The 12,207-nt window shown below is 67.2% G+C and carries 14 protein-coding genes; 11 read left to right on the forward strand and 3 right to left on the reverse strand.

What is annotated here, in order from left to right:
• From ACFE77_RS11280 to ACFE77_RS11310, 7 genes are all read left to right on the forward strand, one after another.
• Positions 1–664, forward strand: a 664-nt coding sequence (locus ACFE77_RS11280; protein WP_375421737.1) for a SufD family Fe-S cluster assembly protein, incomplete at its 5' end; no start/stop codon positions are given.
• 42 nt (positions 665–706) lie between these two features.
• Positions 707–1,450 (forward strand): Fe-S cluster assembly ATPase SufC, encoded by a 744-nt coding sequence (gene sufC / locus ACFE77_RS11285; RefSeq protein WP_375421738.1) that lies wholly within the window; start codon positions 707–709, stop codon positions 1,448–1,450.
• Positions 1,447–2,526: a SufD family Fe-S cluster assembly protein gene (locus ACFE77_RS11290; RefSeq protein ID WP_375421739.1), complete on the forward strand. Its 1,080-nt coding sequence runs from the start codon at positions 1,447–1,449 to the stop codon at positions 2,524–2,526. The genes sufC and ACFE77_RS11290 overlap by 4 nt, the downstream gene beginning before the upstream one ends.
• 177 nt (positions 2,527–2,703) lie before the next feature.
• Positions 2,704–3,921 (forward strand): aminotransferase class V-fold PLP-dependent enzyme, encoded by a 1,218-nt coding sequence (locus tag ACFE77_RS11295; protein ID WP_375421740.1) that lies wholly within the window; start codon positions 2,704–2,706, stop codon positions 3,919–3,921.
• Positions 3,922–3,930: 9 nt separating this feature from the next.
• Positions 3,931–4,389, forward strand: coding sequence for an SUF system Fe-S cluster assembly protein (locus tag ACFE77_RS11300; protein ID WP_375421741.1), 459 nt, complete (start codon positions 3,931–3,933; stop codon positions 4,387–4,389).
• Positions 4,389–4,742 carry a HesB/IscA family protein gene (locus tag ACFE77_RS11305; protein ID WP_375421742.1) on the forward strand — a complete coding sequence of 118 codons (354 nt, stop codon included), beginning with the start codon at positions 4,389–4,391 and terminating at the stop codon, positions 4,740–4,742. The genes ACFE77_RS11300 and ACFE77_RS11305 overlap by 1 nt, the downstream gene beginning before the upstream one ends.
• A gap of 208 nt (positions 4,743–4,950) precedes the next feature.
• Positions 4,951–6,345: an amino acid permease gene (locus tag ACFE77_RS11310; protein ID WP_375421743.1), complete on the forward strand. Its 1,395-nt coding sequence runs from the start codon at positions 4,951–4,953 to the stop codon at positions 6,343–6,345.
• A gap of 145 nt (positions 6,346–6,490) precedes the next feature.
• Here ACFE77_RS11310 and ACFE77_RS11315 read toward each other — a convergent pair whose 3' ends face one another.
• The gene (locus ACFE77_RS11315) at positions 6,491–6,901 is read right to left on the reverse strand and encodes a DUF2147 domain-containing protein (RefSeq protein WP_375421744.1); all 411 of its coding nucleotides are present in this window, start codon (positions 6,899–6,901) and stop codon (positions 6,491–6,493) included.
• A complete protein-coding gene (gene acnA, locus ACFE77_RS11320; RefSeq protein WP_375421745.1) occupies positions 6,898–9,579 on the reverse strand; it encodes an aconitate hydratase AcnA in 2,682 nt (893 codons plus the stop codon). The genes ACFE77_RS11315 and acnA overlap by 4 nt, the downstream gene beginning before the upstream one ends.
• 249 nt (positions 9,580–9,828) lie before the next feature.
• Here acnA and ACFE77_RS11325 point away from each other — a divergent pair, with 249 nt between their 5' ends.
• The 4 genes from ACFE77_RS11325 to ACFE77_RS11340 are packed head-to-tail and all read left to right on the forward strand — an operon-like array spanning position 9,829 to position 11,735.
• Positions 9,829–10,380 (forward strand): helix-turn-helix transcriptional regulator, encoded by a 552-nt coding sequence (locus tag ACFE77_RS11325; RefSeq protein WP_375421746.1) that lies wholly within the window; start codon positions 9,829–9,831, stop codon positions 10,378–10,380.
• A gap of 31 nt (positions 10,381–10,411) precedes the next feature.
• Positions 10,412–10,768, forward strand: coding sequence for a hypothetical protein (locus ACFE77_RS11330; RefSeq protein WP_375421747.1), 357 nt, complete (start codon positions 10,412–10,414; stop codon positions 10,766–10,768).
• A gap of 45 nt (positions 10,769–10,813) precedes the next feature.
• Positions 10,814–11,251: a hypothetical protein gene (locus ACFE77_RS11335; RefSeq protein ID WP_375421748.1), complete on the forward strand. Its 438-nt coding sequence runs from the start codon at positions 10,814–10,816 to the stop codon at positions 11,249–11,251.
• Positions 11,244–11,735, forward strand: coding sequence for a hypothetical protein (locus ACFE77_RS11340; RefSeq protein ID WP_375421749.1), 492 nt, complete (start codon positions 11,244–11,246; stop codon positions 11,733–11,735). The genes ACFE77_RS11335 and ACFE77_RS11340 overlap by 8 nt, the downstream gene beginning before the upstream one ends.
• An 18-nt stretch (positions 11,736–11,753) precedes the next feature.
• Here ACFE77_RS11340 and ACFE77_RS11345 read toward each other — a convergent pair whose 3' ends face one another.
• Positions 11,754–11,930, reverse strand: coding sequence for a hypothetical protein (locus tag ACFE77_RS11345; RefSeq protein WP_375421750.1), 177 nt, complete (start codon positions 11,928–11,930; stop codon positions 11,754–11,756).
• Positions 11,931–12,207: the final 277 nt, after the last annotated feature.

A 12,207-nucleotide genomic window follows, 5' to 3' on the forward strand; every position in this document is an offset into this window, starting at 1 on the left:
TGCCGAGATCAAATATTCGACCGTGCAGAACTGGTATCCCGGCGACGAGAACGGCGTCGGCGGCATCTACAATTTCGTCACCAAGCGCGCGCTCTGCCAGGGCAAGAACAGCAAGGTGTCGTGGACCCAGGTCGAGACCGGCAGCGCGATCACCTGGAAATACCCCTCCTGCGTGCTCGCGGGCGAGAACAGCGTCGGCGAATTCTACTCAGTCGCGGTGACCAACAACCGGCAGCAGGCGGACACCGGCACCAAGATGATCCACCTCGGCAAGGGATCGCGGTCGACGATCGTGTCGAAGGGCATCTCGGCGGGGCGGAGCGACAACACCTATCGCGGGCTGGTGCGCGTCGCGCCGAGCGCGGAGGGCGTGCGCAACTTCACTCAGTGCGATTCGCTGCTGCTTGGCGATCAGTGCGGCGCACACACCGTGCCTTATATCGAGGTGCGCAATCCGTCGGCGCAGATCGAGCACGAAGCGACCACGTCCAAGATCAGCGAAGACCAGATGTTCTACGCGATGTCGCGCGGGCTCGACAGTGAAGCGGCGGTGGCGCTGATCGTCAACGGCTTCGCGCGCGAGGTGCTGCAACAGCTGCCGATGGAATTCGCGGTCGAAGCGCAGAAGCTGCTGGGGATATCGCTCGAAGGGTCGGTCGGTTGACGCCGGCCCTCCTCATCAGAAGCAAAGTAACAGGCTGAACCGATGCTCAAGATTGACAACATTCACGCCGAGATCGACGGCAAGGAAATCCTCCGTGGGCTGTCGCTGACGGTGAATGCGGGCGAGGTCCATGCGATCATGGGGCCGAACGGCGCGGGCAAGTCGACGCTCGGATATGTGCTCGGTGGCCGGCCTGGGTACGAGGTCACGTCGGGTTCGGTGACGTTCGACGGGCAGGACCTGCTCGAGATGGCACCGCACGAGCGCGCTGCGGTGGGCATGTTCCTCGGGTTCCAATATCCGGTCGAGATCCCGGGCGTGTCGAACGTCCAGTTCCTGCGTGAAGCCCTGAACGCGCAGCGCTCGCAGCGGGGCGAGAAGCCCTTGTCTGGCGCCGAGTTCCTGAAGCTCGCGCGCGGGCAGGCGGATCTGCTGGCGATGGATCACGACATGCTCAAGCGCCCGGTCAATGTCGGCTTTTCGGGGGGCGAGAAGAAGCGCAACGAGATGGTTCAGATGGGCATCGTCGCGCCGAAGTTCGCGATCCTCGACGAGACCGACAGCGGGCTCGACATCGACGCGCTGCGCGTGGTCGGCGACGGCATCAACCGGATCATGCGCGCGCCCGACAAGGCGGTGCTGCTGATCACGCACTACCAGCGGCTGCTCGATTATGTGCAGCCCGACTCCGTCCATGTGCTGGCCGAGGGACGGATCGTGCGCTCGGGCGATGCCGAGCTGGCGAAGCAGCTCGAGGCAGAAGGCTATGTGGGGATCGCCGCGTGACCACGCTGACGCTGCCTTCCCGCCGTGACGAGTCATGGCGTTGGGCCGATCCCGAGGCGATCGCGGCGGCGGCGCAGCTGCCTTGGTCCGATGCGAGGGTCGATGCGGCCGAGCATTGGCTCGACCTGCCTGGTGCGCGCCTGGTGTTCGTCGACGGCGTGCTCGATGCCGAGCGGAGCATTCTGGGCCGGGTCACGATCGAGCCGCTCGAGGCAAGTGCGCACGCGCTCGGCCAGCATGCGACGGGGCCGGGCTGGGCGCTGCGCGTTGCTGCCGATGGTGTCGAAGATCCGGTGCAGGTGGTGCATCTTGCGAGCGGCGGCGCCAATCACGTGCCCGCGGCGATCGAGCTGGCGGCGGGCGCCGCGGCGACGGTGATCGAGACCTTCGTCGGCAGCGGTTGGTCCAATCGGGCGACGCGGATCATGCTCGGCGACGGCGCGCGGTTGATGCGCAGCGTGCGGATGCTGCAGGCGGGCGGCTTCGTGTCGTTGCGCGAGGAAGCCGAGATCGGCGTGGGCGCCAGCCTGATCGCCACCTTCCTCGGCGCGGGCGAGGCGGGCACCCGCGTCGACGGCGCGGTGACGGTGACCGGGCAGGGCGGCTTCGCGGAGTTCGGCGGTGCGCTGTTGACCCGCGACGACCAGCGGCAGGAATGCGCGGTGTCGGTGCGGCACGATTCGGTCGGCGGATCGAGCAAGCAGGTGTGGCGCGCGGTCGCGGCGGATCGATCGACCGCCAGTTTGGCGGCACGGGTCGAGGTCGCGCGCGACGCACAGCAGACCGATGGCGAGCAGAGCCTGCGCGGACTGTTGCTGCAGCGGACTGCGACGATCAACCTCAAGCCCGAACTCGAGATCTTCGCCGACGACGTGAAGTGCGCGCATGGCGCGACGGTCGGCGAGCTCGACGCACGGGCGCTGTTCTACATGCAGAGCCGCGGAATCCCGCGGGCGCGGGCGCAGGCGTTGCTGACTCGTGCGTTCGTGGCGGACTCGCTCGACCGGATCGGTAACGAGGCGGTGCGAGAGGCTTTCGTGGCGGACGCGGATGCATGGTTGGATCGGGCGCTTTGAGCATCGCCATCAAATCCTCCCCGGTACGGGGAGGGGGACCAGCGCAGCTGGTGGAGGGGGCTCTCCACGCAGGGGCGCGCTTGCGGAGGTCCCCCTCCGTCACCGCTTCGCGGCGCCACCTCCCCGTGCCGGGGAGGAATGATTGCGTTCCGTATCTGGCTGGCGGGAGGAACCTGCATGACTGACACGCTGCTCCGCGATGCGCCGCTCGACACCGTGCGCGATTTCCCCGCGATCCCCGAGGGCTGGGCTTATCTCGATACCGCGGCGACCGCGCAGAAGCCGCGGGCGGTGATCGACGCGATCGCGCGGAGCTATGGCGAGACCTATGCCACCGTCCACCGCGGCGTGTACCAGCGGTCGGCGGACATGACGCTCGCCTATGAAGCCGCCCGCGCCAAGGTCGCGCGCTTCATCGGCGCGGGATCGCCGGATGAGATCGTGTTCGTGCGCGGCGCGACCGAGGCGATCAACCTCGTCGCGCAGTGCTGGGCGGGCGAACAGCTCAAGCCGGGCGACCGGATCCTGCTGTCGATGCTGGAGCATCATTCGAACATCGTGCCGTGGCAGATGGTCGCGCAGCGCGTCGGCGCAGCGATCGACGTGCTGCCGCTGACCGCGGACCACCGCATCGATCTCGACGCGATGGCGGCGATGATCACGCCGGCGCACAAGCTGGTGGCGCTCGGCCATGTCTCCAACGTGCTCGGATCGGTGCTCGATGCGACGCGCGCGACCGGGATCGCGCACGGGGTCGGCGCCAAGATCCTGCTCGACGGGTGCCAGGCGGTGCCGCGGATTGCAGTCGACGTCGCCGCGATCGGGTGCGACTTCTACGTGTTCTCCGGGCACAAGCTCTACGGCCCGACCGGGATCGGCGCGCTGTGGGCGCGGCCCGAGTTGCTGGCGTCGATGCCGCCGTACCAGGGCGGCGGCGCAATGATTGACCGGGTCAGCTTCGCCAAGACGACCTATGCACCGCCGCCGGGGCGGTTCGAGGCAGGGACGCCGCACATCGTCGGTGCGCTCGGGCTGGCCGCGGCGATCGACTATGTCGAGGACATCGGCCTCGCGCGGATCCACGCACACGAGACCGCTTTAGTCGCGCAGACCCGTGCGGCGCTGTCGACGATCAACTCGGTACGGCTCTACGGGCCCGAGGATTCGGCGGGAATCGTCAGTTTCACGATCGAAGGGGTTCATCCCCACGATATCGGCACCATCTTGGACGAAGAGCGGGTGGCGGTCAGGGCGGGGCATCATTGTGCGCAGCCGCTGATGGAGATGCTGGGGATCGATGCGACCGCGCGTGCCAGCTTCGGGGTCTATAATGGACCTGCCGATGTCGACGCGCTGGTCCGCGGTATCGATCGCGTGACACGGATATTTGGGTAGGATCGACGAATGAGCGACGCATTCCGCGTGGAAGAAGTGGCAGCGGTCGAGGCACCGCCGAAGGCGCGCGTCGAGAGTGCGGCCGACACGTTCGAGCGCAAGCGCGACTATCTCGAGGGTTTCCTGGCGCAGAAGCCACAGGGCGACGCGCCCGGCGAGCCCGGCGGCGCGCTGTACGAGAGCGTGATCGAGGCGCTGAAGGAGATCTTCGATCCCGAGATCCCGGTGAACATCTACGATTTGGGGCTGATCTACGGCGTCGACGTGTCCGACGAGGGTCACGCGACGGTGATGATGACGCTGACGACGCCGAACTGCCCGGTTGCGGAATCGATGCCCGCCGAGGTCGAGCTGCGGGTCAGCGCGGTGCCGGGCATTGCGATCGCCGACGTCAACCTGGTCTGGGATCCGCCCTGGGACCCGCAGAAGATGTCCGACGACGCCAAGCTCGAATTGGGGATGTTGTGATGGCGACGACGCTTCGCGAGCGGCCCGCAGCGTTGAACCTGACGCCGTCGGCGCACGCTCGGATCGCCGACCTGATGGCGCGGGCGCCCGCGGATGCTATCGGTGTAAAGCTGTCGACGCCGCGGCGCGGATGTTCGGGGCTCGCTTATTCGGTCGATTACGTCGCCGATGCCAAGCCCTTCGACGAGCGGATCGTGACGCCAGGCGGCACGTTGTTCGTCGATGGTGCGTCGATCCTGTACCTGATCGGGTCGACGATGGACTGGGTCGAAGACGATTTCGCGGCGGGCTTCGTGTTCGCCAACCCGAACGCCAAGGGCGCGTGCGGGTGCGGTGAGAGCTTTACGGTTTAGAATTGGCCGCATGCCGACCAGCTAGGCTCACTGTCGTTGTGCTCCCGCGAAGGCGGGAGCCCAGTACTGGGTCCCCGCCTTCGCGGGGACACAAGGAGCGGTCGATGCAAGGGTGACGAACGTCGGCTCGTAGCGCCGACGGACTTCTCCACCCCCTTTACACCTCGCGCCATCAGCCCCTACCCCGGCGCGGAAGGGGAGGGCTGCCATGAGCATGTTCCGGCGCAAGATCATCACCGAACAGCCCGTCGAGCAACGGCTCGCGCGGACGTTGTCGTGGCCGCATCTGGTCGCGCTGGGGGTCGGGGCGATCGTCGGAACCGGGATCCTGACGCTGATCGGCGTGGGGGCCGATCGGGCCGGCCCGGCGGTGATCCTGTCGTTCGTGATCGCGGGCGCGATCTGTGCGTGCGCGGCGCTCTGCTATGCCGAGATGGCGACGATGATCCCGGCGTCGGGCTCCGCCTATACCTATAGCTACGCGGTGCTCGGTGAGGTGATCGCCTGGGTGGTGGGCTGGTCGCTGATCCTCGAATATTCGCTGGTGGTGTCGACCGTGGCGGTCGGCTGGTCGGGCTATGCGGTCGGGTTCCTGAACGGTCTCGGCATCGTCGTGCCCGCGGCGCTCGCCAATGGCCCCGCGCTCGGCGGGGTCGTCAACCTGCCCGCGGTGGCGATCATCGCGGTGGTGTCGGGGCTGCTGACGCTCGGCACCCGCGAAAGCGCGCGGATTAACATGATCCTGGTCTTGTTGAAGATCGCCACGCTGGCGCTGTTCGTCGCGGTCGCGCTGCCGCATTTCGACGCCGCCAACCTGACGCCGTTCGCGCCCTACGGCTATGGCAGCAGCGCGGCGGCGGGCGGGGTGAAATATGGCGTGATGGGCGCGGCGGCGATCATCTTCTTCGCCTTCTACGGCTTCGACGCGATCTCGACCGCGGCGGAAGAGACCAAGCGGCCGGAGCGGGATCTCGCGATCGGGATCGTCGGGTCGATGCTGGCGTGCACGGCGATCTACATGGTGGTGGCGGCGACCGCGGTGGGCGCGATGTCGTTCACGCGCTTCGCCAAGAGCCCCGAGCCGCTGGCGCTGATCCTGCGCGACCTCGGCAGCCCCGGTGTGGCGACGCTGGTGGCCGCGGCGGCGGCGATCGCGCTGCCGACGGTGCTGCTCGCGTTCCTGTACGGGCAGAGCCGGATCTTCCTGGTGATGGCGCGCGACGGGTTCCTGCCAGTCGGCTTGGCCAAGATATCCGCGCGGGGCACGCCGGTGCGCATCACGTTGCTAACCGCGATCTTCGTCGCGGTGATCGCCGGGATTGCGCCGCTCGACACGATCGCGAGCCTCGCCAATGCCGGGACGCTGTGCGCGTTCATCGCGGTGGCCGCGTGTGTGCTGGTGCTGCGGCGGCGCGACCCCCGGGCGCCGCGACCGTTCCGTACGCCGATCGCGTGGGTGGTCGCGCCGGCGGCGATCCTTGGGTGCGTATATCTGTTCTTCAGTTTGCAGACGGTGACGCAGCTTTGGTTCTTCGCGTGGAACGGCGTCGGGCTCGCGGTGTATTTCGCCTATGGCCGGCGGCGGGCGACGCTGGCGTTATAGGGCAACACCGACGCCCGTCATCCCGCGCAGGCGGGGATCCAGACTGGCTATCGTTGCGGTGGAGTCTCTGGGCTCGCCAGTATGGATCCCCGCCTGCGCGGGGATGACGGGAGGGTATTGGACGCTAGACTCCTGCGCACGGCGGCTAGCGTGCGGCGGTCCAGACCTGGGTGCGACAGAACGGGCCGATGCAGCCCTTCACCTTCAGCGTGTCGCCGCTGCGGCTCAGTTCGGAGCGGTAGCTCTTGCCGCTCTCGGGGTCGTAGATCCGGCCCTTCCAGCGATCGTCGGCGGGCGCGAAGCCGGTGAGGAACGTCATGCCCAGGATCGGGCGGTTGCGCAGCGCCGCGTCGGGATTGTTGGTGTCGGTGGTCGGCTTGCTCGGGTCGACTTTCAGCACGCGGGCGATGCGGCCGCAGATCTGCCGGCCGCACGGGCCGATCTCGACCAACGCCTTGCCGTCGACCGTGACCCAGCGACCCGCGATCGGTGCGGGCGCCGCCGCCGTTGCGGCGCTGGCGGCGCCCAGCGCCGCCAGAGCGAGCAGCGTCTTCATGCCGCCAGCTTGCGCAGGACGTAGTGAAGGATGCCGCCGTTGAGGAAATATTCCAGCTCGTTGACGGTATCGATCCGGCAGCGGGTCGGGAACGTCTCGACCGTGCCGTCGGCGCGGGTCAGCGTCACCTCGACGACCTGACGCGGGCGCAGCGCGCCGACGCCGCGGATCGTGAAGGTCTCCGACCCGTCGAGCTTCAGCGTCTCGCGGGTGATGCCGTCGGCGAACTGCAGCGGCAGCACGCCCATGCCGACGAGGTTCGAGCGATGGATGCGCTCGAAGCTTTCGGTGATGACCGCGCGGACGCCGAGCAGGTTGGTGCCCTTTGCCGCCCAGTCGCGCGACGAGCCGGTGCCGTATTCCTTGCCGGCGACGATCACCAGCGGCGTGCCGTCGGCCTTGTACCGCATCGCCGCGTCGTAGATCGGCATGGTCTCGCCGTCGTACTTGGTCATGCCGCCTTCGACGCCGGGCACCATCTCGTTGCGGATGCGGATGTTGGCGAAGGTGCCGCGCATCATCACGTCGTGATTGCCGCGGCGCGCGCCGTAGCTGTTGAAGTCGGCCTGGCTGACCTGATGTTCCTGGAGGAACACGCCCGCGGGGCTCGCCGCCTTGATGCTGCCGGCGGGGCTGATGTGGTCGGTGGTGATCGAGTCGCCGAGGATCGCGAGCGGCTTGGCCTCGATGATGTCCTGTACCGCCGAGGGGGTCATCTCCAGCCCGTCGAAATAGGGCGGATTGGCGACATAGGTGCTGCCGGCGCGCCACTGATAAGTGTCCGATCCGGCGACGTCGATCCCGCTCCACTTGGCGTCGCCCGCATAGACGTTGCCGTACCGCGCGCGGAACATGCCGTCGTCGATGTTGGCGTCCATCACCGAGCGGACTTCGTCGTTGGTCGGCCAGATGTCGCGCAGATAGACGTCGCTGCCGTCGCTACCCTGGCCGAGCGGGGTCTCGATCATGTCCGAGGTGACGCTGCCCTTGATCGCATAGGCGACGACGAGGGGTGGCGAGGCGAGGAAGTTCGCGCGGACGTCGGCCGAGACCCGGCCTTCGAAGTTGCGGTTGCCCGACAGCACCGAAGCGGCGACGATGTCGTTCTCGTTGATCGCGTTCGAGATCGCGGGCGCGAGCGGCCCGGAATTGCCGATGCAGGTGGTGCAGCCATAGCCGACCAGGTTGAAGCCGAGCGCGTTGAGGTCGTCGGTCAGCCCGGCCTTGTCGAGATAGTCGGTGACGACCTGGCTGCCGGGGGCGAGCGAGGTCTTTACCCAGGGCTTGCTGGTGAGGCCGAGCGCGCGTGCCTTGCGGGCGACGAGGCCGGCGGCGACGAGCACGCTCGGGTTGGAGGTGTTGGTGCAGCTGGTGATCGCGGCAATGACGACGTCGCCGTCGCCGATCCCGTGATCCTCGCCCGACACGTCGACGCGCTCGGGCTGTTCCTTGTGGTAGATCTTGAACAGGTCGCCGTTGAACACCTCGTCGACCTTGCCGAGCGAGACGCGATCCTGCGGGCGCTTCGGCCCGGCGAGCGAGGCGACGACGCTGCTCATGTCGAGTTCCAGCGTGTCGGTGAAGATCGGATCGGGCACATCGTCGTGGCGCCACAGGCCGTTCGCCTTGGCATAGGCCTCGACCAGCGCGATCGTCTCTTCCGGCCGCGCGGTGAGGCGCAGATAGTCCATGGTCTTCTCGTCGATCGGGAAGAAGCCGCACGTCGCGCCATATTCCGGCGCCATGTTGGCGATCGTCGCGCGATCCGCGAGCGTCATCGACGCGAGCCCAGGGCCGTAGAACTCGACGAAACGCCCGACCACGCCCTTGGCGCGCAGCATCTGGGTGACGGTGAGCACCAGATCGGTTGCGGTGATGCCCTCGTTCAGCGCGCCGGTCAGCTTGAAGCCGACGACCTCGGGGATCAGCATCGACACCGGCTGGCCGAGCATGGCCGCCTCCGCCTCGATCCCGCCGACGCCCCAGCCGAGCACGCCGAGGCCGTTGACCATCGTGGTGTGGCTGTCGGTGCCGACCAGCGTGTCAGGATAGGCGATCATCGTGCCGCCCTCGGCACCGTCGACGCGCGACGACCAGACCGCCTGGCCGATATATTCGAGATTGACCTGGTGGCAGATCCCGGTGCCCGGCGGCACGACCTGGAAATTGTCGAGCGCCTTCGATCCCCATTTCAGGAACTCGTAGCGCTCCATGTTGCGCTGATATTCGAGATCGACATTGTCCTCGAACGCCTTCGGCGTGCCGAATTCGTCGACCATCACCGAGTGATCGATGACGAGGTGGACGGGGACCTGCGGATTGATCTTGGCGGGATCGCCGCCGAGCTTGGTGATCGCATCGCGCATCGCGGCGAGATCGACGACGCAGGGCACGCCGGTGAAATCCTGCATCAGCACGCGCGCGGGGCGATACTGGATCTCGCGGTCGCTGCGCCGATCCTTCTGCCAGTCGACGATCGCCTGGATGTCGTCGCGGGTGACCGTCACGCCGTCTTCGAAGCGGAGCAGATTTTCGAGCAGCACCTTCATCGAGAACGGCAGCCGGCTGATGTCGCCGAGCTGCGCCGATGCCTTGTCGAGCGAATAATAATCGTACGACTTGCCACCGGCTTCGAGGGTCGAGCGGGTGTCGAGGCTGTCCTGGCCGATGGCCGTCATGTGCGTCCTTCCTAGTCGCGCCATTCGCTCGGGGAGGCGGCGGAGGCCGCGCGGGCGGTGCGGGCGCAAGCGAATTGCGGGTATGTCCGCGGCCTTAGCAAGGGGGGCGAAGCGGGGGAAGGGTAAGTCGTGTGTTTCGCCCGCATCTTACGACTTGATCCAAAGCGGCGACGATCATGTCCATTCGCCGCCGCATCGGGTGGGTGCATACCATTGCTTTGTCGATGCAGGCATTGGAAAGCCGTCAGGATGGAGTCCACTCGATTCGACCGGCTGACCAAGCGCCACCGCGAGTGCCTCCGCGGCGTCCGCGAGCTGAAGGGGTCGAAGGAGATCGCCGAGGAACTCGGGATCGAGAAGTCGACCGTCGACAGCTACCTGACCGAGGCGGTGAAGGTGCTGGGCGCGCGCAACCGTCGCGACGCCGCGTTGCAGCTCGACCAGCATGAGCGCGAGGTGATGGGGCCGGTCTCCGCCCTCGTCGCCACCCCCGATAAAATCGGGGGCGATTCTGCGCGGCTAGCTGCCGCTGCCGATCCGCTGCCAGTGATGGCCACGCCGGGCGAATGGGTCGCCGGGCGATCGGCAGGCGGCGCGGAAGAGCCAGGACAGGCTCACCCCGCACGGTTCCGATTGCCCTTTCGGCGGAAGGGGCAAGCGGGGAACGATCTCTCTGTCGGTGACCGGTTGATATGGATTCAGGTGATCACCTTGGGGCTGGCCATCGGCTTCGGCATGCTCATGACGGGTCTTCAGATCCTGACCGGTATCGTGGAGAATCTATCTCGCCACCTTTCCTGACTGCGAACAGGGGCCCGTCGGGGCCGAGAGGATGGCAATGTCCAACGCGAACACGAAGCCCGCGGCAGACGCCGTGGCGGAACTGCTGTGGCGGATCGAAACCCAGCTGGACGAGGTCTTCGCGACCGGCGGCGAGTTGCTCAGCGCGCTGCCCCGCGCCCGGATCGCCTCCAACCTGCCAGCGATCGCGGGGCAGGCGGCATTCGAACATTTCAGCCAGGCGCTCCTCGCCCTTGGTGCGGCGCGCGGCCATGTCGTCGCCGGCCACCGGGTGGTCGAGAAGGTCGGCAAGCAGATCGGGTATGAAACCAGTTTCGGCGATGAAAAGCCGAAGGCTGTTTTCAACCCGACGGGTGGAGACGTCGCCCAGTTGCGCGTCGCTGCCTAGGCGTCATGGCTTGGCTCCCGGGTCGCTCCTTTTTGGGGCCAAGCCATGACCCACATCATCGTCTTCAACCTGCTGCTCGGTGCCGCCTGCCTCTACGCCTTCGTGCGAGGCGGCGCGCCCGAGCGGCTCACGGCCGCGGTGTTCGCGATCGCGGCCTGCGCGAGTTATTATGCCCCGTACAGCAGGTATCGCGAAGTGGAACTAGCGCTGTTCGCGATCGATCTGGTCACGCTGCTGGCGCTGGCGACGATCGCCGCGCGCGCCGATCGCTACTGGCCACTATACGTCAGCGCGCTGCAATTGCTCACGCTCGCGATCCACGGCGCCAAGGCCTACGAGCCTGGCCTGGTCCACTGGATGTATGGCGGCGCGAGCGGCAAGATCGCCTATCCGATGATCCTGCTGCTCGCGATCGGCGTGTTCCGGCATCGGCGGCGGATGATCGAGTTCGGCCGCGATCCCGATTGGTCGTTCCGTGATTGATATCGGTCCCGCCCTATCGACCGACGTTCGGCTGCTGCGTTGGCCCGATCGCGACCGCGACGACTACGAACGGCTCGCGGCGACGCTGACCCGCGTCCGCACGGTCGCGGCACGGACCCGCGGCGAGCTGAGCGCGACGGTCCCGGCCGGGCCGGAGGAACCCAGCGACCTGGATCGCGCGCGGATGCTGTTCGCGCAGCGCCGTGCACGCGATGCCGCCGCCGGCGAGGACGCCGATCTATTCGGCGATATCGCCTGGGACATCATGCTCGTGCTCTTCATCGCCAACGAGGAAGACCGCGAGATCCATTGCGCGGCGATGTCTGCACTCGCCCGGTCGCTGCCGCAGACGGTCGAGCGCTGGCTGACGGTGCTGGAAAGCCGCGGCCTGCTCAACCGCGCCGCTGCCGATGGCGGGGACGGGGTGATCCGGCTGGCGGATCGGGGCTTGGCGCTGATGCTGCGGAGCCTGAGCATGATCTAGGCCGCCGCGCGGAGTGCGTCAGTCGCCGAGCGAGAGCCCCGACGCTTCGGCCTGGGCGCGCATCATTTCGACGCCCTGGCAGATGTGGTTGCCCGCGATCGACAGGCCTAGATCGTCGGCGAGCCGGATCAATTCCTCGCCGAGTGCGACCGCGCGGCGCATCAATTCAACACGGATCTGATCTTCCACGGTCATCGCTACTCCTGCCGCGGCCATATCGTTCGCGTTTGCTGCAGCGCAACCACGTTTGCGCCCGCCCGTGCGTAACAATGCGGGACAATCCGTGTGGTTGCATAGTGTCCAGAGGCGAGTCGCGCCGCAGCAGCGGTGACCCGGTGGATGAGGGCACAGACGAGGCACCGCGTTTCCGTAGCGTTCCCGCTGGCTCGGTTGCGTGCTCCCCGCCCTTGTGTTGAGGTGGGCACGAGAGGAACATAATGGCTGAGCTGCCCGTCGCCGCATCGATCCCGAG

The sequence above is a fragment of the uncultured Sphingomonas sp. genome, from assembly GCF_964243315.1.
Taxonomy (GTDB): Bacteria; Pseudomonadota; Alphaproteobacteria; order Sphingomonadales; family Sphingomonadaceae; genus Sphingomonas.